We start from the raw sequence: 26,388 nt of genomic DNA, 5'->3' as shown, positions 1-26,388 counted from the left end.
TGTCCATGCCTGGGGCCTGGCAGGACGAACCCTGGGAGGACGACGTCGTCGCCAAGGTCGACACCAAGATCTTTGTCTTCTTCGGGGACCGCTCGGTCGGGGTGAAGTGCGGGACCCGCGAGGAAGCCGACGAGTGGTTGGCGCGCTACCCGAACGACGCCTCCGTGATGGCCTACATCGGGCGCTCGGGCTGGAACACGCTCGCCCTCGACGGAGCCATTCCTGAAGCCGAGATCATCGAGGCGGTCGACGAGTCGTATCACCTGGTCGTCTCGAAGCTGCCGAAGAGCAGGCGGCCGGAGGGTTGGGACTCGCCGGGACGGCGCTGATCAGCGGGGACCGGCGCGCGCCGGTTTGAGCCTCCCCGCCTCCCGGTCGCGGGCAGTCTTCTTCTGGTGGCACTTTCGGTAGCGGGGCTTCAGGTTCTCAAGCGAGGTTTCGCCCCCGTTGGCCTTTGGGTCGTCGTGGTCCCATTCCAGTCCGTGGCGGTTGCCGCAGTCGTCGCACCGGGGTCCGTCGAATTCCGGAGGATCGCCCAGGTTGAGGGCGACCTTGACCGCGGCGGGGATGTGTCGGGTCCAGCGCTTGATATGCCGCAGGTCTTCACCGTCGAAGAACATGCCAGACAGGAAGGCGTCGTCGGCTACACGACGGGCGGTCTCGGGATCGATGGGTCCCACCCCGGGGATCTTGCAGAACTCGCCATCCTGAACGCTTCTCCAGCCTCGCTCGGCCACGCCGTGCGAGACGAGCACGACCAGTTCGGTGTGTCCCTTTGCCGCGCCGGTCCCTGCGATGAGGTTGGGGAGGGCGTCGGCGAGATAGCGCGGGAACGGCTCCTCGTGACGATTGGCTCGGGCCAAGCGCCGCGCTTCGGCTTCGAGTCGGTTGACCAGGCGGCAGCCCACCTCTGGCTCGAACTCACCCTCGAAACGAACCATTCCGTCCTCTGTGACGCCGTGGCTGAGGAATCGTGCTTCTCGCTGCCGCTCTGCCAGACCCTCAAAGGACTGAACTTCGAGCCGCCGTTTGCGACCCTCGTCTCGCAGCACCTGGAAGGGGGCACCGCCCCGGGCTCGCTCCAACAGCGCCCCCGCCGAACCCGGAGCCACCCGCTCGGTCCTGGCGATCTCGGCTGCCTGTTCGAGCGATATCTGACCGGCCCGCATCGCCTTGCCCAACGCGGGTGTCTTCGCCGCCTGCTCGGCGGTCTGCAGCGTCTCCCTGGCCCGGCGGACCGAGGTGCCGGTCACCCGGGCCACATGGCCGGGATCGGCGAGTCGGGCGGCGAGCGCCGCCTCACCGAACGAGGCCAGCTTCTTCGCCTCGGCGTAGTGCGCCAGGAGCGCCCGAGCCTCGGCGTCGTCGCACCGGTTCGGATTCAGCGCGTCGTTCGCCTTGTGCAAGAACCCGACCGCCTCGGCCAGGAAGTGCCTTTCCATGTCAGCACAATGCCACCGGGGTGTGACAGAAACCGGCTCGTCGCGATTTGCGTGGGTTGTTACCGATCAATTGCGCGCAGAGAGCGTTCGATCTCCTCCAGCCGATAGTCCAGATTCTCGCGGAGACGTTCGCCCGGCAGGGGGTGCTCTCGATCGCGATCGATCATCCACAGCGCCGTGGCGGCGTGTCGCAGGGCGACCATCAGCTCGAGGTCCGCGTGGTGCTCTGACGGAAGCGGTCTCGCCGACCGATACCCGTCGAGGAACGACTTCCAGAGTGTTCGGTGATTGGGGTAGTCCTTGAGGTTTCCGAGAATGCCCCCGAAAATCCTGGAGATAGAAACCCCAGCCGCAGTCGTCGAAGTCGATCACGGCAGTACGGCGACCACGGTGAAGGCAGTTGAGCAGGATTAAGTCGTTGTGAATCATCCCGTGATTGGCCGGCGTCCGAGCGATGCCGCCAAGGGCGGCCCCAGAGCGTTGGTGCACTTCGTCGATGAGATGTCGCCCTCGGGCCAGCTGGGAGGCGTCGCGGTCGAGCAGCGCCCCGACCTCCCACCTCGGCCTCTCGAAGGCTGACGGCGGAGTGAACGACTCTGAGAACGAATGCATCCACCCGAGTGCCTCTCCGATCCGAGACAGCGTCGCCTGTCCGGCACCAGTACCGGGCCGGCGGACTGCTCCTGGTTGCCAGGTGATGACACTGCAGAGCCGAGCCTCGTCGCCGGCATCGATTTCGGCCACCAGGCGCCCATGCCGGGTCGGGAGAGGAGTCGGGACTTCGATCGGTCCGGTTGCAGCCAGGCCGCTGAGGTAGACCAGTTCGGATCGAATCTGCCTCGAGGTGCGATATCCGGATCGGTGGATCCGTAGCGCCAGGTCATCGGTGGGGGTCGTCACGCGGAACACCGCGTTGTTGAACGCCCTGATGGGCTCCACCCGCGCACCTGTCAGGCCATACTCGTCGAGCGCCGCGCTCAAGAGGCCGCTTGGGTAGGTGACATCCCAATGCACGCCGGGAAGGTACCGGATCCCATGCTGCGCATCGCTCGAGTCACGGCGAGGCCTGTCTTCTGGCGGTCGTATCCTGCCCCCCGGTGAGACGCGACGAGTTCGAAGCACTGGTGGACGCCGCCCTCGAAGAACTTCCCGAGTGGGTGGTCGAGGCGGTCGACAACGTCCATGTGGTGGTCGAGGACTGGCCGTCACCCGACCAGGACGACGAGTACGGCGGAGGGGGCACCCTGCTCGGTCTGTACCACGGGGTGAACCTCCACGACCGGGCGGGCCATTACTCCGGCGCGATGCCCGATCGGATCACCATATTCATGGGCCCCCACCTGGCCCTGCGGCTGCCGCCGTCACGGCTCAAGAAGCAGATCCGCAAGACGGTGCTCCACGAGGTGGCCCACCATCTGGGGATCGACGACGAGCGTCTTCACGAGCTGGGGTACTAGATCGACCTCAGTAGGCTGCCAGGCTCACTTGGAGACAGCCGCCGACGCCATCCAGCTGGCGATCGACACGATGAGAGCGCCGAAGAAGGTGGCCCAGAACCCGGTGGAAGTGAGGCCGAGGTCGAGTCGGTTGGGCGCGGCCAGCCAGATGACGAGGGCGAACATCAACCAGTTGATCACCAGCAGGAATAGGCCCAAGGTGACCACGATCAGAGGGATGCTGAGCACCTTCAGGACCGGCTTGATGGCGGCGTTGACGGCGCCGAGGATCACCGCGATCAACACGAGTTTCCAGAAGTCGCCGCTGAACTCGAGGCCGCCCACCACGCCGACCGCCACCCAGACCGCGAATGCGTTGATGGCGACGCCGAGGACGAATTTCATCCCGCCAACCCTACCCGTCCGCTGGCGGCAAGCCGGGAGTCGCGGCGATGGGCAGCAGCGACACCCAGGGATGGGTAAAGGCCCCTCGGCAGGGTGCCGATTGCCACTCGGTGGAACCTGCAAACACTCCGGACCCCTACGACAGTTGCGAGCGAGGCCGCTGCAACCACGATCTGGCGCGTGCGGTCGGCATCGACGAATTGTGGGGTGTCGATGGCCCCTTTCCCGCAGGGGCGATCATTCTTCGACCGGGCGGCTCGGCGGTGCTTCTCGACGACCAGGACGAGGCCTACCAGCCTGACTTCGCCGCCGAACAGCAGCGCTGGGCGGTCTGATACCGGCCCGGGTGGTGCGATCTTGGTAATTTGAGGCCAGGCAACAGAAACCGAGATCAGATGGCCAGCCTGACCAGCCTCAAAGGGATCACCGACAAGCAGATCGAGCGGCTGCAGTCCGCCGGGATCAAGGGAACGGCTCGACTGCTCACCTGGGGCAGCACTCCTGACGGGCGCCGGGAAATAGCCCGCGAGACCAAGATCCCGATCCAGCGTGTCGCCAACTGGGTTCAGCGCGCCGACCTCATGCGGGTCAAGGGTGTCAGCGATGATTACGCCCGTCTCCTCGTGAGGGCCGGCGTCGACGATATCGCCGACCTGAGCACCCGGAACCCTGCCCAATTGGCGGACGAGATCGAAGTGGCCTCAGCGGTGGAGCGTGACATCAAGCGACTGCCGACGAAGGCAAAGATCGTCCAATGGATCGAGCAGGCTCGACTGATGCTGCGCCACGTCTGGTACCACGACACATGGGGTGACGAGGAAGTCACCGGGCGAAAGGCGCCCGCACTCTTTCCAGCCCCGCGGGTGTGACCCCGGGCGGTTCAGAACTCGGAGTCGGGGTGTTCCCGTGGCATCGCCGCGGCCCTCTTGCTATGCCGGCGCCGAACCAGCACCCGGACGAGCTCGTCGACTCCCGCCCCGAGGATCATGAATGTGATCAGCACCCAGGCCAGGGCTGCTTCAGCGCGCCAGAAGAGGAATTGAACCTCGGTGGTGTCGAAGTTCTGCAGGATCAGGATCAGCGCCAGCAGCCCCAGGGACCCGTAGAAGACAATGAGGCGAAAGCGTCGGGTCTGCCAGACAGGCTTCTCGTTCGGTATCTGGGTCACGGCTCGTCTCCTCGGCTTGCCTGCGGATGCAAGCGTAGATGGCTGATCGGTCGCGAGCCCGATGCCGCCATTGCCCCTCGTCATCTGACCTTGGCGACGACCTGCGGTTCCCGCTTCCAGGGATAGCGCCGCTTGCGGGCGACGAGGTGGCGTTCGAGCACCGGCCATACCTGAGGCGATCCAAGGGTTCTCCGCATCGAGCGCAGGGTCCGCAAGAAGGCCGGCAAGGCAGCCGCCGGATCCAGCGGATTGGGTCGGGTCTCGGCGAGGACCGACCGGTCGGGACGAAGCACCACGATCTCGGTCTCGGGCCACGCGGTGCGGATGGCGTCCAGCTCGGCGGTGAGGGCGGAGCCCCCAAGGCGATCGACGACGCCCTCATAGAAGCGGGCGTCAGGACGCTGTTCGATCGAGGCCATCGGAGCCACCACGATCACCAGGTCGAGAGGCTCGGCCGATCCGAGCACCAGGTCGGCATTGGTTCCACTGGCGATACCACCGTCGACGTAATGACGGCCTTCGATCAGCACGGGCTCGAAGACCATCGGCACCGCGGTCGAAGCGGCCACGACTACTCCGAGGCCGGCATCCGGGCTGCCGACCGTACCGAAGGCGACCCGCTCCTTTGCCTCGAGTTGATACGCAACGATGGTCGTCGGACGGTCGGGCCAGCTGGCGGCGGCGTCGCCCATCGCTCGCTCGAGCCACTCCTGGATACCGGCGGTGCTGTATCGGGCCGGGCAACCGAGTGCCAGTCTCACCCCCGGCTTGCGGAGGCCGGGAATCAGGCCGTGCCTCACCCAGCGGCCCATCCCCGTCGGCCGGATCCGCCGGTAGATGATGCGACCCAGAAGCCGCGACAGCTGCGGGGCGCCGCGGACGTCGCCAACGATCGACTCCAGGTCGAGATGGCCCGACCGAATGAGGGCGGCCGCCACTGCCCCCGATGAGGTGCCGACGATGACGTCGGCGTCATTGGGTTCCCACCCCGTGGCCATTCGCAACGAGAAGAGGGATCCGAAATTGAAGGCGGCTCCGGTGACGCCACCACCACCCAGGACCAATCCGACGCGTGACATGAAGCCCAGACTCTAGGGAGGGCAGGGACCGGCCTGCCCGGCGGGCGCGGAGGTCCTTGGTCGGCGCGCGACGGCGTTCTACGCTCGTCCTTCGGTCGATCGAGGAGAAACCATGTTCGCGATCGTCACAACGCTCATCATCGGAATGGCCGCTGTCGGCGGGCGATCGCATCGCCTGGTACTGCTCCACGATCCCATCGACCCCGACCTGCCCTGCCCGTGGTGCCGCACGAGCACCTTCGAAGACGATTCCTCCTGCCCCGGCTGCGGCAAGCACTTCGGATAGCACCGGCCGGGCCTCGTCCGTCCGGTAGCCCACGGCCTGGTCGGAACGCTGGTGGCTGTCCATCGGCGCCTCCATCTATCCTGCCCGTCATCGAAGAGGGGTGATCATGACGACGACCGTGGTTCAGTTCGACGAGCCCCGATGGTCCAAGTGGCTATTCGGCTCCAGCAGGACGGCGTGGCTTTGGTTGGGGGCCCGCCTGTGGCTCGGTTGGGAATGGCTGCACGCCGGCTGGGGCAAAGTCTTTGGCGGCAACATCACCTGGAAGGTATGGGAGTGGGGCAGCGAGTTCTCGCTGACGGGTAGCGGTTCCATCGGATGGGTTCGCTCGGGAACCGTCGTCACCGCCGATGGCACCGAGGTCTTCCGGGGTGTCGGCGACTCGGTGGCTGGATTCGCCGCCAGGGCGATCGAAGCATCCCAAGGCCCGCACCCCGATGTCGCCTACTCCTGGTACGTCAACTTCCTCGAGTTCGTGCGTGACGACTTTCATCCGATTCTCGGCCCGATGGTGGCAATTGGTGAGTTCGCCATCGGAATCGCCCTGATCGTCGGAGCATTCACCGGGATAGCGGCCTTTCTCGGCGCGTTGCTCAATTTCTCGTTCATGTTCGCCGGAAGCTCAGGGGCGAACCCGGGGATGGTGCTGGTGTCGCTGTTCCTGGTGCTCGCCTGGCGCAATGCCGGCTGGTACGGCCTCGATCGTTACCTGCTTCCGAAGCTGGGAGTGCCGTGGCAGCGACAGCCACGGCCACAGCCCCAGCCACAGCCGGAACCCGAAAGCGCGTCTCGGAGAGACATGCGACAGGACGAGTAGGCACCACCAGTTCCGGCGACATCCGCAGCCGGAATCTCGTCTGGCTCGAGCGGTAGCCGGGGCTCGGGCTGGGCCTCACTACCCTTGCGCTCCCATGCCCAGGCTGACGCTTCCCGACGGAAAGGTCCTCGAGGTCGAGGACGGCGCGACCGGGTTGGACGCCGCTCTCGTCATCGGCCCGCGCCTTGCCAAGGCGGCGGTGGCGGTGAAGGTCGATGGAGAAGCGTTCGACCTCTCGCGGCCGCTCCCGGAAACGGGGCGCCTCGAGGTGGTCACCGCGGCCACCGAAGAGGGGCGCCATATCCTGCGTCACTCGGCTGCGCACATCCTCGCCCAGGCTGTGTTGCACTTGTTCCCGGAGGCGACATTCGCCATCGGGCCCCCGATCGAGGACGGCTTCTACTACGACTTCGACATCGGGCGGGCGTTCACTCCAGAGGACCTCGAGGCGATAGAGGCGCGCATGGCCGAGATCGTCTCCCTCGACCAGCCGTTCGTACGAGACGAGTTGTCGAAACAGGAGGCCCTCGCCGAGTTCGCCGCCCATCCCTTCAAGACCGAGATCATCCAGTCGGTCGAAGAGGCCGAGGGTGCCTCCGGCGAAGCGGTATCGGTGTATCGCAACAACGGGTTCACCGACCTGTGCCGGGGCCCGCACCTTCCGTCGACCGGGCGGCTTTCCGCGTTCAAGCTGCTGCGAACCTCCGGGGCCTATTGGCGGGGTGACGAGAAGAACCCGCAGCTTCAGCGCATTTACGGCACGGCGTGGGAGAGCCGCGACGCGCTCGAGCAGTACCTATATCGAATCGAGGAGGCGCGCAAACGCGACCACCGCAAGCTCGGCGCCGAGTTGGACCTGTTCTCCTTCCCCGAGGAGCTGGGCAGCGGGCTGGCGGTGTGGCATCCGAAGGGCGCGTTGACCCGGATGGTGATGGAGGATTACTCGCGCCGCACGCACCTGAGCCATGACTACCAGTTGGTGGCGACGCCGCACATCGCCCGCCGTCGGCTCTGGGAAATCTCCAAGCATGTCGACTTCTACGCCGAAAACATGTACCCGGCGATCGAGGTCGACGAGGGCGAGCGCTACATGATCAAGCCGATGAATTGCCCGGGCCACATCCTCATCTATCAGGCGCATCCGCGGTCGTACCGCGAGCTGCCGATGAGGCTCTTCGAACTGGGCACCGTGTATCGCTACGAGCGATCGGGCGTGGTCCAGGGCCTGCTGCGCGCCCGGGGCTTCACTCAGGACGACAGCCACATTTTCTGCACCGAGGATCAGGTGGAGCAGGAACTGCAGACCCTCCTCGACTTCGTGCTGATGGTCGATCGCGATTTCGGGTTCGTCGAATTCGACGCCGACCTGTCGACGAAGCCCGAGAAGTATGTAGGCAGCGACGATCTGTGGGAGAAGGCCACCGACGCGTTGCGGCTGGCTCTCGACAATGCCGGGCTGAACTATCAGGTGGCCGAGGGCGAGGGAGCCTTTTACGGACCGAAGATCGACATCCACATCCGCGATGCGATCGGCCGTCGGTGGCAGATGGGGACGCTGCAGGTCGACTTCGGGCAGCCGGCCAATTTCGACCTCGAATACACCTCGGCTGACAACAGCCGCCAGCGCCCGGTGATGATCCATCGGGCGCTGATGGGATCGATCGAGCGCTTCTTCGCGGTGATGCTCGAGCACTACGCCGGCGCCCTGCCAGGGTGGCTGTCGCCGGTCCAGGCGACGGTCGTCCCGGTGGCCGATCGGCATGGCGACTACGCCACCCAGGTCGCCACCGACCTGCGCCGCGCCGGATTGCGAGTGGAGGTGGATCAGTCCGACGACACCGTGGGTGAAAAGGTGCGCCGTGCCATTACCGCCAAGCACCCGGCAGTGTTGGTGGTGGGCGACAACGACGTCGAGGCCTCCACCGTCGGGATCCGCCTTCGCGGGAGTGAGGAAGAACGACGGGGGATCGCCGTGTCCGAGGCGGCTGACGAGTTGCTGGAGCTCTGCCGTCCGCCGCGGTAGCCGCCAGCCTTCCACCATCCGCCTTCCGCCTTGCGCAAGAACCGACCCAGGCGGTTGGTCGGGAACCGCCTGGCGGTTTCGGCCGTCAGAGCGGCCAAAGGAGACCCATGAAGAGATATATCGCCCTGCTGGCGTTGGCGTTGGTGGTGGCAGCGTGCGGCGATGCCACTGCGGACGAGCCGACCACGACCTCCGGACCCGACGGCGGTCGGGTGGCGGTGGGCGCCCCGATCTCCGTGGCGGACGCGTTGGCGTTGGATGGCAATGCTCCCGTGCTGGTGACGGGGTACCTGTTCGTGTTGGAGGACGGGACCGTGCTGCTGGCCGACATGATCTTGGAGTCGTACCCCCCGCAACCGGGCGGCGCGACCATCGTTGTCGACGGGTTCTCCGTCGAGGGTATGGCACTGGAGCAGGCTGACGCGGACAGCGGTTTGGCCCAGGTCAAGTGGACCGAGACCCCATATGAGATCCTCGGCACGGTCGACGGTGGCGTTCTCGTCTACTACGACAACCCCAACGCCTGAGGCGGCCGGGCGCGGCGAAAACGCTGGCCCCCGCAGCCCGCCCGGCAGGCACTCTCCCGCATGCTCGGCGATCTCCGAGAGGAGACTCGGCGGGTAGCGGGCAGCGGGTCTTTTGACGCGGCGTCGACTCGTCGTAGCCTTGCGGCCGTTATCAGGCAGTCCAGGAGGAATCGGGCGTGAAGACGGTCATTGGAGGCTTGGCCCGGATGGTCGTCCGGAGCCCGCTGGCGGTTTTGGTGGCGATGCTGGTCATCACGGGATTCCTCGGATACATGTCCGGGCAGATCGTGCTCACCGACGGCAACGACGGCTTTGCTCCTGATGCCGAGGCGCTTATCGCGGCAGAGGAGATCAGCGAACTGTTCGGGAGTGAGTCGTCTTCTTCGGTGTTCCAGGTGCTCATCTCGGCCGACGATGGCGACGTGGTCGACCTCGATGGCCTCGACACGGTCGAGACTGTCGCCGGCATCGTCGAAGGCAGCGACCTTGCCCCACTCTTGATCACCCGGCCCGGCGAGCCCGCCGTCGTCTCGTACGTGTTCCCGATTCGGCAGGCGATCGCGAACGGCGAGATCGACGCGCCCGCCACCGACGCCGAGCTCAAGCAGGCGTACGCTGCCGCGCTCGAGACGCTTCCACCCGAGGTTTCGGGGGTCGCACTGCAGTTGATGTCGTCCGACCGCGTCCTCGACAACCCCACCGCGTCGCGTGGGCTCGTGCTGGTGTTCCTCAACGCCCCGCGCTTCGACGACTCGACCTCCACCCCGGACTTCGATCCGGCAATCGACTACGAAGACTTCCTCGACGTCCAGGTAGACGTCGCAGAGGCGATTCGTACCGCCGCACTCCCTACCGGCTACTCCGCCGAGCCGTTCTCGTTCGAGTTGATCTTCGCCAGCGGTGACGAATTCGAAGCCGAAGTCGGTCGACTCTTCGGCATGGCGGCAGGGATCATCATGCTGATCCTGTTATTCGTCTACTGGGTGCGTCCCCGCTCGGACGAGTCCCGCCTGGCCGGCATTCGACGGACGGTTGCCGACATGGCGCTGACGATGGCGGCGATCTTCATGGCCGTGACCTGGATGAACGGCATCGGCGTGTTGTTCGGGCCGAAGTACCTCGGATGGATCGACGACTTCGGGCCGATGAATCAGATCGTCCCCATTCTGTTGATCGGGCTCGGGGTGGACTACGCCATCCACCTCACCACCCGGTACCGCGAAGAGGTTGGTAACGGCGCAGGGGTCGACGCGGGCATGGAGCGGGCGATCCACACCGTGGGGGTGGCGCTGGTGCTGGCCACCGTCACCACCGCCGTCGGATTCCTCACCAACCTCGTGAGCCCGATACCAGCGCTCCGGGACTTCGGCATACTCGCTGCCGTCGGCATCGTCGCCTCGTTCCTGATCATGATGTCGTTCGTCGCCGCCTTCCGCATCCTGCTCGACCGGCGGGCGGAGCGGGGCGGTCGCCTGCCCCGCCAGGGGATGGGGGCCACCCGCGAACGATTCCTTCCGAAGCTGATCGGCCGGACCTCGGTGCTTGCCGAGAAGGCGGCGGTGCCGACGGTGATCGTGGCTCTGTTGCTCGGAGCGGCCGGGATGTTCGGCGTCACCAAGCTCCGTTCCGAGTTCTCCATCACCGACTTCGTGCCACGGCCGAACCCGCTTCTCGAGACCTTCGACACCCTCATCACCGATTTCTCCGGCGGCTTCGGGGAGACCACCGATGTGCTGGTCGCCGACGGGAACCTCGCCACCGCGGAGATTCACAATGCCATGGCGACATCGATCGCCAACCTGACCGGCGTTCCCAATGTCGTTCTGTATGGCGGATTCCCAGACGCGGAGTCGGTGATCTCGCTGATCGCATCACATCTCGACCCGGCTCTCCCGGGCTACGACGAGACCCTGGCGGCTGCGGCCGCCAACGCCGGATTCGGCCCCGACGGGACGGTGTCACCGGGCGCCGACGTCGGCGCCCTCTATGACGCCCTGTTCGCCGCCACCCCCGAGGAGGCGAGCCGGTTGATCCATGTGTCGGATGGCGGGTATGACGCCGCGTTGGTGTCGATCACGACGCAGGCGGGGGAGCGTGGCGCAAGCACCCTCGAGGGGGACGTGCGCGAAGCGTTCGCGCCGGTATCTGACCTCGGAGTGCGGGCGGTCCCCACATCGGACTACATCATCACCAACGTGGTCATCTCGTCGATGAGCGACTCGCAGCTCTCTTCGTTGGTGATCGCGGTGATCGCGGCGGCGTTGCTTTTGGTCATCAACTTCTGGGTCGAGTCGCGCCGCCCATTCCTCGGGCTCATCACGATCGCCCCCGTGGCCCTGGTGATGCTGTGGGCGTTCGGGCTGTTCCCGGTGTTTGGTCTGACGTTCGGCCCCGTCACCGCGACGGTGTCGGCGCTGGCGATCGGGATCGGCGTGCCCTACATGATCCACATCACCCACCGGTACCAGGAGGACCGGATTCGATGTGCCTCTCCCGAGGAGGCGATCCGTTCCACGACCACCAACACCGGTGGGGCCCTCGCCGGCTCGGCGCTCACCACCGTGGCCGGCTTCGGGATCCTGATGACCGCGTCACTGGTGCCGTTCCAGCAGCTAGGCCTTGTCACCGCCTACACGATCTTGCTTGCCCTGGTCGGGGCGATCCTCGTGCTGCCGAGCATGTTGGTGCTGTGGGACCGTTGGCATCGCCGCCGGGGTGACGACCCGGTAGACCCGAGGGCCGTACGCCGGGCGATGGACCTGAACGGCTCGTGAGCGAGCGCCGCCGCCGCCGGATCGAGATCTCTGGAGAGGTGGCGCGCGCGGTCGACCTGCCCCCGGATCTCGACTCCACCCAGCGAGCGCCTTATGCCATCCCGTCGACGCGCCGCCGGAGGAACGCTGCCGTGGTCTACGCCGTGACCGCGGCGCTGGCGGCGCTGGCCGCGATTTCCCACCCGGGCATGATCTTTGCGGCGGCGTTGCTGGCGTCAATCGCTCTATGGCACACGCTCTCCGCCTGGGACATTGCCGTCCTCGATCCCCAGGCTCTCGAAGTAGCCAATCGAGAGGTCCCGATGGCGGTGGGTCACGCTTCGGCCGCCGTCGGGTTCGACGGCTGGCGGGCGCGCCCCGTGTGGAACGTCCTGGTGTTCAGTGCCGATGACCCCCCCACCGAGCGAGGCCTGGTCCGGGTCGACGCGGTGGAAGGGACGGTGGTGGGCACCTATGTGGAGAAGATTCAAGAGCCGCCAGCCACCAGCCATTGATCCTTGAATCTTGATTCTTGACTCACAGCACGAAGCGGTCGCCTTCCCGGTCGCCGACCTCCAGGGCAACGGCGAGGTCGGCTCGTCGGGCCCACTTTTCGAGGACGGCGAGGCCCTGGACGTGGCAGCCAGCCTTGAAGGTGGGCCAGGGCTCGCCGTCGTGGGCGTCACCCATGTCGACCGAGTGCCCGGGTGCCGGCTCGATCCACTCCGGGTGGACGATGAACCCCTCGAGGCTGACGACCGCGAGGTCGAGCACGGTGCACCGTTCGAAGATGCTGGCCGCGACGGCCACCGGATAGAACCCTTCGTCCTCCTCGCCCCGCCTCACCGCCAGGGCATCGAACTCGGTGGCGAGGGTGTCGACCGGGTGGTCGCCGTCGGTCGGCCCGATTCCGGTGCCTTCGAGTGGCTCGGGATCCAGGATCGCCCGCGCCGCATCAAGTGAGCGCTGCAGGTCGTCGACGTCGAAGGCCCATGGCGCGCCTTCTGCGTCGGAGAGGAACTCGGCGAAGAGCGTCCCGTCATCGAGGTAGACGTACCCGACGGTCCGACCCTCCTCGGTCAGATCGACGATCGGCTCGCCGTCCTCGCTCTGTCCGTCGCGAGCGGTGAGATCAGACAAGTCAGCCCCCAGTCCTCAGTCTCCAGTCGCCAGTCCACCGTGGCCAGTCGCCTCGCGCCCATTGCAGGAGGGCCGCCGACACGGTTGACCGTTCTTACCTCTCGAGTTTGCGCTCGGGGTGACCCGTGTAGATCTGGCGGGGGCGGCCGATCCTGGTCTCGGGATCGCCGGTCATCTCACGCCACTGGGCGACCCATCCGGGGAGGCGTCCAATGGCGAACAGCGGAGTGAACATCCTCACCGGGAAGCCGAGCGCCCGGAACATCAGGCCGGAGTAGAAGTCGACGTTGGGATAGAGCCGACGCTCCACAAAGTAGTCGTCGGCGAGCGCTGCTTCCTCGAGCTTGACGGCGATGTCGAGGAGCGGATCGTCTCCGCCGACCAGGTCCATGACCTCGTATGCAAAGCCCTTGAGGATCTTCGCCCTCGGGTCGTAATTCTTGTAGACCCGGTGCCCGAAGCCCCACAGCCGGAAGGGGTCGTTGGGGTCCTTCGCCTTTTTGATGTACTTCTTGAAGTCGCGTCCGTCTTCGTTGATCTCTTCGAGCATCTCGACAACCCGCTGATTGGCGCCGCCGTGCAGCGGGCCCCACAGAGCACTCATCCCTGCCGCCACCGAGGTGAAGAGATTGGCCTGGCTCGACCCGGCGAGCCTCACGGTCGAGGTGGAGCAGTTCTGGCCATGGTCGGCGTGGAGGATGAGCAGCACGTCGAGTGCCTTCGCCACCACCGGATTCGCCAGATACTCCTCGACCGGGAGGGCGAACATCATGTGGAGGAAGTTCGACACGTAGTCGAGGTCGTTGCGCGGATAGATGTATGGCTGTCCCATCGACTTCTTGTAGGCAAACGCCGCCACGGTGGGGAGTTTGGCGACGAGCCGGAGCGCTGACTGCTCTACCGAGTAGGGATCGGTGGGGTTGTGGAAATCGGGGTAGAAGGTGGCCATGGCGTTGGTGGCCGAGGCGAGAATCGCCATGGGGTGGGCGCTCTTGGGGAACGCATCGAAGAGCCGCTTCATCTCCTCGTTGAGGAGCGTGTGGCGGGTGACGTCGTGGACGTACGCCTCGAGCGCAGCGTCGGTGGGCAACTCACCGTGGAACAGGAGATAGGCCACCTCGAGGAACGTCGAGTTCTCGGCAAGATCCTCGATCGAGTAGCCGCGGTACCGCAGCGCTCCGGCCGCCCCATCGACGAACGAGACGGAACTCATCGTCCCTGCGGTGTTGGCGAACCCATAATCGAGCGTGACGAGGCCCGTCTGGGCTCTGAGGTTCCCGATGTCGAATCCGTCGCCCCCTTCGGTTCCGGGGACGATCGAGAATTCGAGTTCCCCGCCGTCGTATTTCAGGACGACCTTGCGATCAGCCATTGTTCCCTTTCAGGGTTCAGTCCTCGTCACGAGTGGCTGCGATGACTCGCTGAGCCTCGTTCGGTGGAGCCTCTTCATACCGGGCAAACTCCATCTCGAACGAACCCCGGCCGCTCGTGATGGAACGGAGGTCGATCGAATACCTCTGCATCTCGGCGAGGGGGACCTCGGCCGTCAGCACCCTTGTCCCGCCTTCCGAATCCATCCCCAGCACCCGGCCCCGTTTGGCGTTCAGGTCGCCGATCACCTCGCCCATCAGGTCCTCGGGGACCCGCACGGTTGCTCTCATGATCGGCTCCAGCAGCGTGGCGTTGAGCTTGGGTGCCGCTTCGCGCACCGCCAGGATACCGGCCATCCGGAAGGACAATTCATCGGAATCGACCGGGTGGTACTTGCCGTCGAAGACCGTGGCCTTCACTCCGACCACCGGGAACCCGGCGAGGATCCCGCGCTGCAGAGCTTCGACCACCCCCTTTTCGACGGCCGGGACGTATTGCTTCGGGATCGAACCGCCTTTGATCTCGTTGGCGAACTCGAACACCGAGTCGGCTCGCAGGGGCTCGAAGCGAAGGTTGGCGACTCCATATTGGCCCCGCCCTCCTGACTGCTTCTTGTGCTTGCCTTCGACTTCGGCCGTCCCCCGGATCGTCTCGCGGTACGCGATCTTCGGGAGGGCGGTGTCGATGTCGACCCCGAAGCGGGAGTGGAGCCGGGCGATGGCCACTTCGAGGTGGGCATCGCCGAGGCCAGACAGCACTGTCTGATGGGTTTCGACATTGCGCTCGGACCGCAGGGTCGGATCGTCTTCGACCGCGCGGTGCAATGCAGTGGACAGTTTCTCCTCATCGTGCTGCGAGCGGGGAAAGACCGCGAGGGACATCGTCGGGCGGGGAAACCGAACCGGATCGATGACGACTTTCGAACCTGGCGAACGGAGGGTGTCACCGGCGAGCGTCGCCTCGAGCTTCGCGACTGCGGCGATATCGCCTTCTTCGACGCGCTTGGTCTCCGCGTGCTCCTTGCCGCGCATCGTAAAGATGTTGTGCATCCGGCCGGCGACGCCCCGATTGGGGTTCTGCAGATCGGCATCTAGGTTGATCTCGCCCCGGAACACCCGGAACATCGAAATCCGGCCGACGTATTGGTCGGACATGGTCTTGAAGACGTAGGCGACGACCCCGGAACCGTCGAGGCTTTCACCTTCGGCCAAAGGCGGCGCCGGCCGCTCCGAGGGCCTCGGGCCGTAGTCGATGAGGAATTGCGCCAGCCGGTCGATCCCGATGAGTCCGGTGGCCGAGCCGCAGAGGACCGGGAATGCGGTCCGCTCGACCATCCCGCGGTGCATTCCCGCGATGAGTTGCGGTCCGGTGGGCTCCTCGCCCGAGTCGAGGTACTTTTCGAGCATCGCGTCGTCGGTTTCCACCACTGCTTCAACCAGCGCCGTGTGCAGTGCGGCTACCTCGGCATGGATCTCCTCAGGGACGTCGCCTTCCGTAGCCTTGTTTCCTGCCGAGTAGGTGAAGGCGCGACCTCCAACGAGGTTGGCGACCCCGCGGAGATCGGCCTCGGCGCCGATTGGAATCTGGAGCGGAGCGATCCCTGTGCCGAACACTTCTTTGAGTTGGGTGAGGGTGCGGGAAAACGAAGCCCTTTCGCGGTCGAGCTTGTTGACGAAGACCGCCCGCGCGATGCCTTCCTCCCCGGCCATGTTCCACAGCGCTTCGGTCTGTACCTCGACGCCGTCGACGCCCGACACGACGAACAGGGCGAGGTCGGCTGCCCGGAGGGCGGTCAGGGCCTCGCCCATGAAATCGGACAGCCCCGGCGTGTCGATGAGGTTGATCCGGTGACCGGACCACTCGAATGGCGCCATCGCCAGGCTGACCGAGGAACCGCGAGCCACCTCCTCGGCGTCGAAGTCGGTGACCGTGTTCCGGTCCTCGACCCGGCCCATGCGGGTGGTCACCCCGGCGGTGAAGAGCAGTGCCTCCGCGAGCATCGTCTTTCCACTGCCGCTGTGGCCAACGAGGGCGACGTTGCGGATCTTGTCCGAAGCCATCCAGCCTCCCGAGGTTTCCGGAGATCGAGTGCGGCCGGAGTGTACTAACGGGTCATGGGTCGCTCTGGGCCGAAAGACCGGATCGGGTAAGGTCGGCCGGAGTAGCCGCACTGCTAGGTTCCCCCCATGCTGGACATCAGAGCCCGCAAACAGGTTTCGCGTGTCGCCGATCCGTTCGCCCGCCTCCTCGCCCGGCTGGGGTTGACCCCGACCATGATCACCGTCGCCGGTTTCACGATCTCGGTCGGTGGGGCGGTGCTGATCGCCATGGGATACCTGGCGGTCGGAGCCGCCGTCCTCGGGTTCGGGGCTGTGCTCGACATCCTCGACGGGGTACTCGCCCGCCTGACGAACCAGGAAACGGCGCGAGGTGCCCTGCTCGATTCGTTCACCGATCGTCTCGGTGAGGTCGCCGCCTGGACCGGGCTGGCCTTCTACCTCGGACGCCGCGCTGAGGCGACTCTGGTCCTCTTGTCACTGCTCGCCGTGTGCGGCTCGTTGCTCATCCCCTACCTCCGGGCGAAGGCTGAGGGCGCCGGGCTCGATGGGAAGGGCGGCCTGATGGGCCGAGCCGAACGCCTGCTCGTCTTCGGGATCGGCGTCGGTCTCCACGGTGTCGGCCTCGCCACCCTTCCGGCAACCATCTGGATTCTGGCGATCCTGTCATGGCTCACGGTCCTGCAGCGCTTCCATCGCACCTGGGCCCAACTGCAAGAGTGAAGCGGAATCTGGGCTACCTCCTTTACCGGGTGCTCTCCGGACTGTTCGGCCTGCTGCCCGAGCCTGCGATGCGTCGGCTGGGCCACGCCGCCGGTTGGGTGGCTTCGTTCATCGCACGTGACCGCTTCGCGATGGCAGTCCGTCACCAATCGCGGGTGCTCGGTGACGGCGCCGAGGCGCAACGGTCGGCGCGCAAGGTCTTCGGGTATTACGGCCGGTACTGGGCCGAGACCTTCTGGATGCGGCCCCGGCGGCGCGCCGCCGCGCTGGCGAGGACCGAGTTCCACGGGGTCGAGCGTCTCCGCGCCGCAGTGGCGACCGGGCGCGGGGTGGTGGTGGCGTTGCCTCACGTGGGCAACTGGGAGATGGCGGGCATGCGCGCTGCCGAGGAGGACCTCCGGGTGCTGGCGGTCGCCGAGGAACTCGGCAATGAGCGGATCGTCGAGTGGTTCATCGAGATGCGACGCATGATGTCGATCGACGTGGTCATCGCCCGAAAAGGCGCGCAGGTCAGCAAGGAACTACTCCAGCGCCTGCGCGCCGGGGGAGTGGTCGCACTCCTGTGCGATCGTGACATCACGGGGACCGGTGTGCCGGTCGAGTTCTTCGGCGAGACCACCACCCTTCCGGCGGGGCCGGTCGCGCTCGCCGACCGCACCGGGGCGGTGCTGCTTCCTGCCGGCACCTACTTCGCCGATGGCGCCGGCCATGCCATCGAGGTGGGCGAACCCATCGAGCTACCCCAACTGCCCGACCAGGATGCCCGAATCGCCGCCGGGGTTGCCCTGCTGGCTGGAGTGGTCGAAGACATCATTCGCAAAGCGCCTGCCCAGTGGCACCTGATCGTGCCCAACTGGCCCAGCGACCGGGTGACGGGATGAGGATCGCCGTCGTTTGCCCCTACGCGTTCGACGCTCCCGGCGGGGTGCAGGACCAGGTGACGCGTATCGTGAGATGGCTGAACGATGCCGGCCACACGGCGTGGGCGGTGGCGCCAGGCAGCGGAGGGCCGGAGGGAACCCGGTCGGTCGGTTCCTTCAAGTCGCTGTCGGTGAACCGGTCGCGCGCCCCGGTGTCGGTCGATCCCCGAGCCATCAAGCGCGTGGGTGAGGCGGTAGGGGATGCCGATGTCGTCCACATCCACGAACCGCTCATGCCCATGGTCTCCGTTGGTGCGCTGTTCGCTGCCACCCCGCCGAAGGTGGGCACATTCCATGCCGACCCCAGCAGGGCCGTGCGGATGGCATACCGGGCAGGCGGCCCCCTCCTCGACCTGGCCGCCAGGCGCCTGCGGGTGGTCACTGCCGTCAGCCCGGTGGCGGCCTTGGCAATCGACCGACTCCCGGGTATTCGGATCGTCCCGAACGGCATCGACATCGACGACTATCGACCGACCGCCGCGCCGGTTGCTGGTCGAGTGGTGTTCCTCGGCCGGGACGAGGCGCGCAAGGGCCTCGACGTGCTGCTTCAGGCTTGGCCGCTAGTCCGGCGGATGGCGCCGGAGGCGGTCCTGCGGGTCATCGGCACGCTGCGGTCGCAGGGGCCGGACGGAGTGCAGTTCCTCGGTCGGCTGAGCGGTCCGGCGAAGATTTCAGAGTTGCGCGATGCCGCGGTCCTTGTCGCCCCGAACCTGGGCGGAGAGAGTTTCGGCTTGGTGGTGTTAGAAGGGCTCGCCGCCGGTTGCGCGGTGGTGGCGAGCGATCTCCCGGCGTTTCGCGCCGTAGCCGGCGATGCCGCCGAGTATGCCCCGGCGGGTGAGCCGCCTGCCCTGGTCGAGAAGGTGGGGCGCCTTCTCGGCGACGACGCGCGGAGGGCCGCCCTGGTCCAGCGGGGACTCGAGCGGGCGCGGCTTTTCGGCCCGGAAGTGGTGCGGAGCGCCTACCTGGCCGCATATCGTGACGCGATCGGGGCCTCGTCGGGGGTGAGCGAATAGGCTCGCCCCGGGACCAGGTTTCGGCTTGCCACAAGCCGAAAGCTGATCGAGCCAGCGACCTATTCGCTCGCCCCCGGTCCGCCCTGGGTCACCGCCCGGTGTTGCCCGGGGGACCTGCCGGTACAATCGAGTGAAGGACCAAGGAGCAACCATGGACAAGGGCACCGATCGCGTCAAGCGGGGCCTGGCCGACATGCTCAAAGGCGGAGTGATCATGGATGTCACCAACGCCGAGCAGGCCAAGATCGCCGAGGAGGCGGGCGCCGTTTCGGTTATGGCGCTGGAGCGAGTCCCCTCCGATATTCGCCGGGATGGCGGTGTGGCCCGGATGGCCGACCCGACCAAGGTAGAGGAGATAATCGCCGCAGTCTCGATTCCCGTCATGGCCAAGGTGAGGATCGGCCACTTCGTAGAGGCGCAGATAATTCAGGCTCTCGGCGTCGACTTCATCGACGAGTCGGAAGTCTTGACGCCGGCCGACGAGGCGTATCACATCGACAAGTGGAAGTTCACCGTGCCGTTCGTATGCGGCTGCCGCGATCTGGGGGAAGCCCTGCGGCGCATCGGTGAAGGCGCGGCGATGATCCGGACGAAGGGCGAGGCTGGTACCGGCAATGTGGTCGAGGCGGTCCGCCACATGCGGACCGTCACCGATGGCATTCGGCGGCTGCAGTCGCTCGACAGCGAGCAGCTGATGAGTGCGGCCCGCGACCTGGGGGCACCGTTCGAGCTGGTCCAGGAGGTGGCCGAGGCCGGGCGGTTGCCAGTGGTCAACTTTGCGGCTGGAGGCTTGGCCACACCTGCCGACGCCGCCCTGATGATGCAGCTCGGCTGCGACGGCGTCTTTGTCGGATCGGGAATCTTCAAGAGCGCTGATCCCGCGGCCCGAGCCCGCGCCATCGTCGAGGCGACGACCTACTACCAGGACCCGCAGATCCTCGCCAAGGTGTCACGCGGGCTCGGCGAGGCGATGCCTGGCATCGAGATCGACCGGCTCGCCGACGAGGACCTGCTGCAAAATCGGGGCTGGTGACGTCGGTGCGCGTCGGGGTGTTGGCCTTACAGGGTGACGTGCGGGAGCACACCGAGATCCTTGTTCGGCTCGGAGCCGAGGTCACCGAGGTCCGCCTGCCCCACGACCTCGATGGTCTCGACGCCCTCGTGATCCCGGGTGGGGAATCGACGACGATCGGCAAGCTGGCGGACCGCTACGGGATGGTCGAGCCGCTGCGCGCCGCGATCGAAGGGGGCCTAGCCACGTTTGGTACCTGTGCCGGGATGATCTTTCTCTCGGGGTCCACCACCGAAGATCGGCCTCAGGTTCAACTCGGGGTCCTCGACGTCGTCGTGCAACGCAATGCGTTCGGACGCCAGACCGAGTCATTCGAGGCGGAGCTGCCGGTCGAGGGCATTGGCGAACCGGTGCACGCCGTATTCATCCGAGCGCCGTGGATCGAAAAGGTGGGTCAACGGGTGGAGGTGCTCGCCGAGGTCGATGGCCACCCGGTGATGGTCCGCGAAGGGAATGTCATCGCGACGTCGTTCCATCCCGAGCTGACGGGCGACACCCGGATACATGCGTTGTTGTTGCAGATGGCCGAGGAGGGCTAGATGTCGGGGCACTCGAAATGGTCCACCATCAAGTACAAGAAGGGGGCCAAGGACGTTCAGCGCGGCAAGGTGTTCGCCAAGCTGGCGAGGGCCGTCGAGGTAGCAGCCCGCGCCGGTGGCGGTGATCCTGCCGCCAATGCTTCGCTCGCCCAGGCGATCGACAAGGCGAAGAGTGCTTCGGTGCCCAACGACAACATCGACCGGGCGATCAAGCGCGGAATCGGCGATACCGAAGGGGCCCATTACGACGAGATCTGGTACGAAGGTTACGCCCCCGGCGGAGTGGCGCTCTACGTGCTGGTGCTGACCGACAACCGGAACCGGGCCGCATCGGACGTGCGGTCGACGTTCAGCCGGAATGGCGGCAGCCTGGGTGAGCCGGGATCGGTCGGCTACCTGTTCGAGCAGCGGGGCTACATCCTCGCCTCAGGCCCGGAGGACGACGTGATGCTCGCCGCGCTCGATGCGGGAGCCGAGGACGTGAGGCCGTCGGGCGATCAGTTCGAGGTGATCACCACCCCAGCAGACTTCAGGGCGGTTCGCCAGGCCCTGGAGGATGCCGGCCTCACCGTCGAGGCATCGGAGGTCACCCAGATTCCGACGACCACCGTCGCGCTCGGCGAAGAGACCGCGCGGTCTGTTCTTCGCCTGGTCGACGCCCTCGAAGACCTCGACGACGTGCAGACCGTCTACGCCAACTTCGACATTTCAGACGAAGTACTGGCGGCGGTAGCCGGCTAGCGCCGGCCACCACCGCCAGCCCCGGCTCCAGCCCCGGCCACGGCCAGAAGGAATCCGGACGGGTGGGGCGGGGGCTGGGGCCTTGGCTGGAGCGGGCTCAATCACTGAAACTGTCACCGACACCCTCTAACCTCCCGTACATATGTTCGTTCTCGGCATCGATCCTGGGCTCTCGCGTACCGGATACGGCGTGGTCGAGGCAAGCGGCACCACGATCCGCGCCGTCGCCGCCGGGGTGATCTCCACGGCTCCCGGTGACACCATTGCCTCCCGGCTCCGCGAGCTCTACGACGACCTCGAGGGGGTGGTTGCCCAGTTCGCTCCCGAGGAGGTTGCCATCGAAGAAGTCTTCGTCAACCGCAATCTGCAGACAGCCACATCGGTGGCGAGGGCATCGGGCGTGGCGATGCTCGCCGCCGCGCGGGCGGGCCTGGCCGTGTTCGAATACACCCCGTCGGCGGTGAAGATGGCCGTCGCCGGCTACGGCGATGCCACCAAGGACCAGGTACAGGTGATGGTGGCGCGGCGTCTGGGGCTCGCCGGAGCACCATCACCGGCGGATGCCGCCGACGCGCTCGCAGTTGCGCTGTGCCATCTGCAATCTGCCACCCTCCGCCGGGCAGTTGAAGGTGCCCCGCGATGATCGGGCGGCTCCGGGGTGTGCTGGCGGGTCGCACCGCGACCGGTCTGCTCGTCGACGTGGGCGGGGTGGGTTACGAGGTGGCGATGCCACCGCGAGACATTGGCGAGTTGCCGGCGGTGGGGGAGGAGGTGGTCGTTCATATCCACCTCCATGTGCGCGAGGACGCCATGGCGCTGTACGGATTCTCGACAATGGAGGGTCGTGATCTGTTCCGCGACCTGATCGGCGCCAGTGGGGTCGGGCCGAAACTCGGTCTGGCGATGCTGGCGACCCTGACGCCGTCGCAGTTGCGGGGCGCCCTGGCCGCCGAGGATGTCGACACGCTCACCGCGGTGCCGGGTATCGGCAAGCGCAGCGCCCAGAAGTTGATCCTCGACCTACGCGCCCGTCTCACCATGCCCGAGGGAGAACTCGGAGCGGTGGCCGGCAGCGTCACCGAGGTGCGCGGTGCCCTCGAAGGGCTCGGCTATGCATCCGGCGAGATCCGTGAGGCGCTCGACGGCCTCGACCCCACTCAGGGTCCGGAGGCACTGCTGCGCGCTGCTCTGCAGAGGCTGGGGCGCGCATGAGGGAGGAGGGCCTCCTCGCCGCCCGGCCGTCCCCGGAGGACGCCGCGTTCGAGGAGGGTCTGCGGCCCTCGACGCTCGACGAGTTCATCGGTCAGGACGACCTGAAGGAGAGGCTCTCGATCCTGGTGGAGGCCGCGCGGGGGAGAGGGGAGACCCTCGACCACATTCTCTTCAGCGGTCCTCCGGGGCTCGGCAAGACCACGCTCGCGGCGATCGTTGCCTCGGAGATCGGCGCGCGGTTCCGTGCCACTTCCGGTCCGGCGTTGGAGCGAGCGGGAGACCTCGCCGCCATTCTCTCCAACATCGAATCGGGCGACGTCATGTTCATCGACGAGATCCATCGCTTGCCGCGGGCAGTGGAGGAGATCCTTTACACAGCGATGGAAGACTTCCAACTCGACATCGTCGTCGGCAAGGGAGCCGGCGCCCGTTCGATTCGGCTCGAATTGCCGCCCTTCACCCTGGTGGGTGCCACCACCCGGGTGGGCCGGGTGTCACCTCCGCTGCGCGATCGCTTCGGATACGTCGCCCGTATCGACTACTACCGGCCCGAGGAACTGGAGTCGATCGTCGCCCGGTCTTCCCGGCTCATGGACATCGACATCAGCGCTGCTGCCCGCCGCGCCATCGGCACGCGGTCCCGGGGGACTCCGCGAATCGCCAACCGGCTGCTACGACGCGTACGGGACTTCGCCGATGTGAGGGCGGCGGGTACCGCCGACGAGGAGACGGCTCATCAGGCCCTTGCAGTATTCGAAGTGGATGCAGCGGGGCTCGACCGGGTCGATCGAGCGATCCTCGAAGCCGTGATCCACAAGTTCGACGGCGGGCCGGTGGGCCTTTCCACGCTGGCGATCGCGGTGTCGGAGGAGCCGCAGACGGTCGAGGACGCATACGAGCCATTCCTGCTTCAAATGGGCTTCCTGCAGCGGACCGCCCGGGGACGAGTGGCGACCCGCCTCGCCTACGAGCACCTCGGTGCCCCAATGCCCGATCCGGCGCAGCAGAGGCTGATTTGAGAGTCTCCAGTCTCCAGTCTCCAGTCTCCAGCGAGGAGCCGTAAGCGCCCTCCGCCTTCCGCAAGACGAAGATTCTCGGCTTCGGTGCTCTTTGAATTGTGAATTGCGAATTGCGAACACAACACTCCGCCGATGGAGACGGCGGAGTTCGACTACCAGCTTCCGGAGGAAGCGATCGCGCAATCTGCGGTCGAGCCGCGGGATTCGGCGCGATTGCTCGACACGCGGGACTTGTCCGATCACAGGTTTGCAGAGCTTCCCGGGATGCTCCGTCCCGGCGACCTGTTGGTGGTGAACCGGACGCGGGTGCGGCGGGCGCGGTTGATCGGCGAGAAGGCGGGCTCGGGCGGCCAGGTGGAGGCGCTGCTTCTACGGGCCCGCGGCGACGGCACCTGGGAGGCACTGATGCGTCCGGCGCGGCGACTGCGAAATGGCGTGCTCCTTCGGTTCGGGCCGCTCGTCGCCTCGGTGGTGGACGGTCCCGTCGAGGGCGAGGTCGTTCTCCGGGCCGAAGAGGGGTCGTTCGAAGAGGCCGTCGCCGCGGTCGGGTTGGTTCCGCTCCCGCCGTATTTCCACGGACAGCTCGCCGACTCCGAGCGATACCAGACGGTCTACGGGGACCGGGCCGGATCTGCCGCCGCCCCGACCGCCGGGCTCCACTTCACCGCCGCGCTGCTCACCGCTTTGAACGATGCAGGAATCGGCATGGCGTCGGTGGAACTGGACATCGGCCTCGACACCTTTCGGCCGATCACGGCGAGCCACCTCGGTCAGCATCAGATGCACCGGGAGCGGATGCAGGTGGGAAGCGACGCGGCCGCCGCCATCGAGTCGACCCGGGTAGCCGGAGGGCGGGTGGTGGCTGTGGGAACCACCGTGGTTCGGGCACTTGAAACGGCAGCGACCGGGGATGGGCAAGTCGAGCCGGTAGAGACCGACACCGCCCTATTCATCACCCCCGGCCATCGGTTCACCGTGGTCGACCTGCTGCTCACCAACTTCCACGTCCCCGGCTCCACGCTGGTGGTGCTACTGGCGGCCTTCATGGGCCCGCGGTGGCGTGATACCTATTCGCTGGCCCTCGAGCGCGGGTATCGGTTCCTCTCGTTCGGCGACTCGATGCTGGCGGAGCGGGCATGACGGTCCCCGTGAGCCTCCGGGTCGACGCGGCCGACGGCGCGGCCCGCACCGGAGTGTTGAGCACTCCCCATGGCCCGGTGGCGACGCCGGCCTTCATGGCGGTCGGCACCCGGGGCACGGTACGGGCCCTCGATCCCGAGGACCTCCGCCAGGCGGGGGCAGAGATGATTCTGGCGAACACCTATCACCTGATGCTGAGGCCGGGGGACACGGTCGTGGAGCGCCTCGGCGGCCTCCACGAGTTCATGGCGTGGGTCGGGCCGATACTCACCGACAGCGGTGGCTACCAGGTGTTCTCGCTCGATCCGATCATCGACGAGGACGGCGTCACCTTCCGGTCGACCTACGACGGTTCCGTGGCGCGCCTCACCCCGGAGGGAGCGGTGCAGGTGCAGGAGCGCCTGGGGGCGGACATCGCCATGGTACTCGACCACCTGGTCGGGCTTCCCGCACCCCGCGAGAGGGTGGGTGACGCGATGGAGCGCACGTTGCGCTGGTCGGCGCGGGCCGCGGCCGTCCATCGGCGTGACGACCAGGCACTCTTCGGGATCGTGCAGGGCGGCGCGGCATTGGATCTGCGCGAGGAGAGTGCCCGCCGCACCGCGGAGATCGGCTTCGTCGGCTTCGGCATCGGTGGCTTGAGTGTCGGGGAGAGTCCGGAGGCTCGCAACGAGGCCTTCGAGGTCGTGTGTGGGGTGCTCCCGGTGGCCGCTCCCCGTTATGTGATGGGTCTGGGCGACACGACGGGAGTACTCGACGCAGTGGCCCGCGGGTGCGACCTGTTCGATTGTGTATGGCCCACACGGCTCGCCCGGCATGGCAAGGTGCTGTCCCGGCTCGGGGACTTCTCGGTGCGCCGGGCCGAGTTCGCCGATGCCGATCGACCGATCGATCCCGAATGCGGGTGCTCCACCTGCACCCGATTCTCGCTCGGGTACCTGCGGCATTTGCGTGTCACCGGGGAGATGCTGGGCCATCGGCTGCTCAGCATTCACAACCTGAGCTACACGTTCGAGATGCTGGAGGGGGCGCGTCGGGCGATAAGAGAGGGGCGCTTCGAGGATTATCGCCGGGCAATCGTGGGTGCCCGGAGCCAGCAATCCGCTCCGGGTGGCTACGCTACGGACCCGTTCAAGTAGAACGGTCGAGCGGCGCCGCACGCCGCCCGGCCCATCACTGACCAGCCCCGGAGGACCGATGCTCACCATCCTCGCCCAGGCCGAAGAAGGCGCCGAATCTTCGGGCAACGTCTTCGTGACGCTCGTGCTCTACGCCGTGATCATCGGCGGGCTCTTCTACTTTCTCATGATCCGCCCGCAACGCACGCGGATGCGGCGCCACCAGGCTCTCATGTCCGAGCTCCAGGTCGGCGATGAAGTGCAGACGATCGGTGGGATCTACGGCCGTATCGAGCACCTCGACGAGGACTCGGCCGTTCTCGGCATCGAAGGCGGCGGCCGCTTGCGAGTGGCACGCCGAGCCCTTGCAGCCAAGACCAGGTAACA

The 26,388-nt window shown here is 66.6% G+C and carries 29 protein-coding genes; 22 read left to right on the top strand and 7 right to left on the bottom strand.

Features of this window, described 5'->3' with window-relative positions; all coding sequences use genetic code 11:
- The first annotated feature begins 5 nt into the window (after positions 1–5).
- Positions 6–329: an MmcQ/YjbR family DNA-binding protein gene (locus tag WD184_00460; GenBank protein MEX0825224.1), complete on the top strand. Its 324-nt coding sequence runs from the start codon at positions 6–8 to the stop codon at positions 327–329.
- On the opposite strand, the gene WD184_00455 is transcribed toward WD184_00460, so the two are convergent.
- On the bottom strand, positions 330–1,442 hold the full coding sequence (locus WD184_00455) for an HNH endonuclease signature motif containing protein (GenBank protein ID MEX0825223.1): 1,113 nt from the start codon (positions 1,440–1,442) through the stop codon (positions 330–332). It lies immediately after the preceding gene.
- A 1,097-nt stretch (positions 1,443–2,539) separates the two neighbouring features.
- Here WD184_00455 and WD184_00450 point away from each other — a divergent pair.
- On the top strand, positions 2,540–2,899 hold the full coding sequence (locus WD184_00450; GenBank protein ID MEX0825222.1) for a metallopeptidase family protein: 360 nt from the start codon (positions 2,540–2,542) through the stop codon (positions 2,897–2,899).
- Between the two features lie 24 nt (positions 2,900–2,923).
- Here WD184_00450 and WD184_00445 read toward each other — a convergent pair whose 3' ends face one another.
- Positions 2,924–3,283, bottom strand: a complete 360-nt coding sequence (locus WD184_00445; GenBank protein ID MEX0825221.1) for a phage holin family protein — start codon at positions 3,281–3,283, stop codon at positions 2,924–2,926.
- Positions 3,284–3,330: 47 nt separating this feature from the next.
- Between WD184_00445 and WD184_00440 the strand changes: the two genes are divergently transcribed.
- Together WD184_00440 and WD184_00435 are read left to right on the top strand one after the other, a co-directional pair.
- Positions 3,331–3,618 carry a hypothetical protein gene (locus WD184_00440; GenBank protein MEX0825220.1) on the top strand — a complete coding sequence of 96 codons (288 nt, stop codon included), beginning with the start codon at positions 3,331–3,333 and terminating at the stop codon, positions 3,616–3,618.
- A gap of 60 nt (positions 3,619–3,678) precedes the next feature.
- Entirely contained in the window at positions 3,679–4,152 is a 474-nt protein-coding gene (locus tag WD184_00435; protein MEX0825219.1) for a DUF4332 domain-containing protein, read from the top strand.
- 11 nt (positions 4,153–4,163) lie between these two features.
- Here the strand turns inward: WD184_00435 and WD184_00430 are convergent, their stop codons facing one another.
- Both WD184_00430 and WD184_00425 read right to left on the bottom strand, forming a co-directional pair.
- Positions 4,164–4,451 (bottom strand): LapA family protein, encoded by a 288-nt coding sequence (locus WD184_00430; protein MEX0825218.1) that lies wholly within the window; start codon positions 4,449–4,451, stop codon positions 4,164–4,166.
- Between the two features lie 80 nt (positions 4,452–4,531).
- On the bottom strand, positions 4,532–5,530 hold the full coding sequence (locus WD184_00425; GenBank protein MEX0825217.1) for a patatin-like phospholipase family protein: 999 nt from the start codon (positions 5,528–5,530) through the stop codon (positions 4,532–4,534).
- A 112-nt stretch (positions 5,531–5,642) separates the two neighbouring features.
- Here WD184_00425 and WD184_00420 point away from each other — a divergent pair, with 112 nt between their 5' ends.
- The 6 genes from WD184_00420 (at position 5,643) to WD184_00395 (ending at position 12,451) form a co-directional block, all read left to right on the top strand.
- Entirely contained in the window at positions 5,643–5,816 is a 174-nt protein-coding gene (locus tag WD184_00420; GenBank protein MEX0825216.1) for a hypothetical protein, read from the top strand.
- A gap of 106 nt (positions 5,817–5,922) precedes the next feature.
- Positions 5,923–6,633 carry a DoxX family protein gene (locus WD184_00415; protein MEX0825215.1) on the top strand — a complete coding sequence of 237 codons (711 nt, stop codon included), beginning with the start codon at positions 5,923–5,925 and terminating at the stop codon, positions 6,631–6,633.
- Between the two features lie 94 nt (positions 6,634–6,727).
- Positions 6,728–8,656, top strand: coding sequence for a threonine--tRNA ligase (thrS, locus tag WD184_00410; GenBank protein MEX0825214.1), 1,929 nt, complete (start codon positions 6,728–6,730; stop codon positions 8,654–8,656).
- Between the two features lie 107 nt (positions 8,657–8,763).
- Positions 8,764–9,183, top strand: a complete 420-nt coding sequence (locus WD184_00405; GenBank protein MEX0825213.1) for a hypothetical protein — start codon at positions 8,764–8,766, stop codon at positions 9,181–9,183.
- A 176-nt stretch (positions 9,184–9,359) separates the two neighbouring features.
- Positions 9,360–11,957, top strand: coding sequence for an MMPL family transporter (locus WD184_00400; protein ID MEX0825212.1), 2,598 nt, complete (start codon positions 9,360–9,362; stop codon positions 11,955–11,957).
- Entirely contained in the window at positions 11,954–12,451 is a 498-nt protein-coding gene (locus WD184_00395) for a hypothetical protein (protein MEX0825211.1), read from the top strand. Before WD184_00400 ends, WD184_00395 begins: the two co-directional genes overlap by 4 nt.
- Positions 12,452–12,473: 22 nt before the next feature.
- On the opposite strand, the gene WD184_00390 is transcribed toward WD184_00395, so the two are convergent.
- The 3 genes from WD184_00390 to fusA all read right to left on the bottom strand — a co-directional run bounded on the left by WD184_00390 (position 12,474) and on the right by fusA (position 16,507).
- Positions 12,474–13,076: a hypothetical protein gene (locus WD184_00390; protein ID MEX0825210.1), complete on the bottom strand. Its 603-nt coding sequence runs from the start codon at positions 13,074–13,076 to the stop codon at positions 12,474–12,476.
- 94 nt (positions 13,077–13,170) lie between these two features.
- Positions 13,171–14,448 carry a citrate synthase gene (locus tag WD184_00385; protein MEX0825209.1) on the bottom strand — a complete coding sequence of 426 codons (1,278 nt, stop codon included), beginning with the start codon at positions 14,446–14,448 and terminating at the stop codon, positions 13,171–13,173.
- A 16-nt stretch (positions 14,449–14,464) separates the two neighbouring features.
- Positions 14,465–16,507 carry an elongation factor G gene (gene fusA / locus WD184_00380; GenBank protein MEX0825208.1) on the bottom strand — a complete coding sequence of 681 codons (2,043 nt, stop codon included), beginning with the start codon at positions 16,505–16,507 and terminating at the stop codon, positions 14,465–14,467.
- Between the two features lie 126 nt (positions 16,508–16,633).
- Between fusA and WD184_00375 the strand changes: the two genes are divergently transcribed.
- From WD184_00375 to yajC, 12 genes are all read left to right on the top strand, one after another.
- Positions 16,634–17,227, top strand: coding sequence for a CDP-alcohol phosphatidyltransferase family protein (locus WD184_00375; protein MEX0825207.1), 594 nt, complete (start codon positions 16,634–16,636; stop codon positions 17,225–17,227).
- Positions 17,224–18,108 (top strand): phosphatidylinositol mannoside acyltransferase, encoded by an 885-nt coding sequence (locus WD184_00370; protein MEX0825206.1) that lies wholly within the window; start codon positions 17,224–17,226, stop codon positions 18,106–18,108. Before WD184_00375 ends, WD184_00370 begins: the two co-directional genes overlap by 4 nt.
- Entirely contained in the window at positions 18,105–19,160 is a 1,056-nt protein-coding gene (locus WD184_00365; protein ID MEX0825205.1) for a glycosyltransferase family 4 protein, read from the top strand. The genes WD184_00370 and WD184_00365 overlap by 4 nt, the downstream gene beginning before the upstream one ends.
- Before the next feature lie 151 nt (positions 19,161–19,311).
- Positions 19,312–20,193, top strand: a complete 882-nt coding sequence (gene pdxS / locus WD184_00360) for a pyridoxal 5'-phosphate synthase lyase subunit PdxS (GenBank protein ID MEX0825204.1) — start codon at positions 19,312–19,314, stop codon at positions 20,191–20,193.
- A complete protein-coding gene (gene pdxT / locus WD184_00355; GenBank protein MEX0825203.1) occupies positions 20,190–20,771 on the top strand; it encodes a pyridoxal 5'-phosphate synthase glutaminase subunit PdxT in 582 nt (193 codons plus the stop codon). Before pdxS ends, pdxT begins: the two co-directional genes overlap by 4 nt.
- The gene (locus WD184_00350) at positions 20,772–21,512 is read left to right on the top strand and encodes a YebC/PmpR family DNA-binding transcriptional regulator (protein ID MEX0825202.1); all 741 of its coding nucleotides are present in this window, start codon (positions 20,772–20,774) and stop codon (positions 21,510–21,512) included.
- A 142-nt stretch (positions 21,513–21,654) separates the two neighbouring features.
- A complete protein-coding gene (gene ruvC, locus WD184_00345; GenBank protein ID MEX0825201.1) occupies positions 21,655–22,155 on the top strand; it encodes a crossover junction endodeoxyribonuclease RuvC in 501 nt (166 codons plus the stop codon).
- Positions 22,152–22,724, top strand: a complete 573-nt coding sequence (gene ruvA / locus WD184_00340; protein ID MEX0825200.1) for a Holliday junction branch migration protein RuvA — start codon at positions 22,152–22,154, stop codon at positions 22,722–22,724. Before ruvC ends, ruvA begins: the two co-directional genes overlap by 4 nt.
- Positions 22,721–23,743 carry a Holliday junction branch migration DNA helicase RuvB gene (ruvB, locus tag WD184_00335; protein MEX0825199.1) on the top strand — a complete coding sequence of 341 codons (1,023 nt, stop codon included), beginning with the start codon at positions 22,721–22,723 and terminating at the stop codon, positions 23,741–23,743. The genes ruvA and ruvB overlap by 4 nt, the downstream gene beginning before the upstream one ends.
- Before the next feature lie 132 nt (positions 23,744–23,875).
- Positions 23,876–24,883, top strand: a complete 1,008-nt coding sequence (queA, locus tag WD184_00330) for a tRNA preQ1(34) S-adenosylmethionine ribosyltransferase-isomerase QueA (GenBank protein MEX0825198.1) — start codon at positions 23,876–23,878, stop codon at positions 24,881–24,883.
- Positions 24,880–26,022, top strand: coding sequence for a tRNA guanosine(34) transglycosylase Tgt (tgt, locus tag WD184_00325; protein MEX0825197.1), 1,143 nt, complete (start codon positions 24,880–24,882; stop codon positions 26,020–26,022). Before queA ends, tgt begins: the two co-directional genes overlap by 4 nt.
- Before the next feature lie 58 nt (positions 26,023–26,080).
- Entirely contained in the window at positions 26,081–26,386 is a 306-nt protein-coding gene (gene yajC, locus WD184_00320) for a preprotein translocase subunit YajC (protein ID MEX0825196.1), read from the top strand.
- The last annotated feature ends 2 nt before the right edge of the window (positions 26,387–26,388 follow it).

Source organism: Acidimicrobiia bacterium (assembly GCA_040878325.1).
Classification (GTDB): Bacteria; Actinomycetota; Acidimicrobiia; order Spongiisociales; family UBA11373; genus JAUYIV01.
The sequence above is the reverse complement of the archived record's forward strand: the minus strand, read 5'-3'. Positions and strand labels throughout refer to the sequence as shown.

Excerpts from the sequence above, each read along its gene's own strand:
- WD184_00435 (MEX0825219.1), top strand. The coding sequence starts at position 3,679 with ATGGCCAGCCTGACCAGCCTCAAAGGGATCACCGACAAGCAGATCGAG.
- WD184_00420 (MEX0825216.1), top strand. The coding sequence starts at position 5,643 with ATGTTCGCGATCGTCACAACGCTCATCATCGGAATGGCCGCTGTCGGC.
- WD184_00455 (MEX0825223.1), bottom strand. The coding sequence starts at position 1,442 with ATGGAAAGGCACTTCCTGGCCGAGGCGGTCGGGTTCTTGCACAAGGCG.
- WD184_00365 (MEX0825205.1), top strand. The coding sequence starts at position 18,105 with ATGAGGATCGCCGTCGTTTGCCCCTACGCGTTCGACGCTCCCGGCGGG.
- yajC (MEX0825196.1), top strand. The coding sequence starts at position 26,081 with ATGCTCACCATCCTCGCCCAGGCCGAAGAAGGCGCCGAATCTTCGGGC.
- ruvA (MEX0825200.1), top strand. The coding sequence starts at position 22,152 with ATGATCGGGCGGCTCCGGGGTGTGCTGGCGGGTCGCACCGCGACCGGT.
- WD184_00445 (MEX0825221.1), bottom strand. The coding sequence starts at position 3,283 with ATGAAATTCGTCCTCGGCGTCGCCATCAACGCATTCGCGGTCTGGGTG.
- ruvB (MEX0825199.1), top strand. The coding sequence starts at position 22,721 with ATGAGGGAGGAGGGCCTCCTCGCCGCCCGGCCGTCCCCGGAGGACGCC.
- WD184_00350 (MEX0825202.1), top strand. The coding sequence starts at position 20,772 with ATGTCGGGGCACTCGAAATGGTCCACCATCAAGTACAAGAAGGGGGCC.
- tgt (MEX0825197.1), top strand. The coding sequence starts at position 24,880 with ATGACGGTCCCCGTGAGCCTCCGGGTCGACGCGGCCGACGGCGCGGCC.
- WD184_00375 (MEX0825207.1), top strand. The coding sequence starts at position 16,634 with ATGCTGGACATCAGAGCCCGCAAACAGGTTTCGCGTGTCGCCGATCCG.
- WD184_00415 (MEX0825215.1), top strand. The coding sequence starts at position 5,923 with ATGACGACGACCGTGGTTCAGTTCGACGAGCCCCGATGGTCCAAGTGG.
- WD184_00405 (MEX0825213.1), top strand. The coding sequence starts at position 8,764 with ATGAAGAGATATATCGCCCTGCTGGCGTTGGCGTTGGTGGTGGCAGCG.
- thrS (MEX0825214.1), top strand. The coding sequence starts at position 6,728 with ATGCCCAGGCTGACGCTTCCCGACGGAAAGGTCCTCGAGGTCGAGGAC.
- WD184_00440 (MEX0825220.1), top strand. The coding sequence starts at position 3,331 with ATGGGCAGCAGCGACACCCAGGGATGGGTAAAGGCCCCTCGGCAGGGT.
- WD184_00425 (MEX0825217.1), bottom strand. The coding sequence starts at position 5,530 with ATGTCACGCGTCGGATTGGTCCTGGGTGGTGGTGGCGTCACCGGAGCC.
- fusA (MEX0825208.1), bottom strand. The coding sequence starts at position 16,507 with ATGGCTTCGGACAAGATCCGCAACGTCGCCCTCGTTGGCCACAGCGGC.
- WD184_00385 (MEX0825209.1), bottom strand. The coding sequence starts at position 14,448 with ATGGCTGATCGCAAGGTCGTCCTGAAATACGACGGCGGGGAACTCGAA.
- pdxS (MEX0825204.1), top strand. The coding sequence starts at position 19,312 with ATGGACAAGGGCACCGATCGCGTCAAGCGGGGCCTGGCCGACATGCTC.
- queA (MEX0825198.1), top strand. The coding sequence starts at position 23,876 with ATGGAGACGGCGGAGTTCGACTACCAGCTTCCGGAGGAAGCGATCGCG.
- WD184_00460 (MEX0825224.1), top strand. The coding sequence starts at position 6 with ATGCCTGGGGCCTGGCAGGACGAACCCTGGGAGGACGACGTCGTCGCC.
- ruvC (MEX0825201.1), top strand. The coding sequence starts at position 21,655 with ATGTTCGTTCTCGGCATCGATCCTGGGCTCTCGCGTACCGGATACGGC.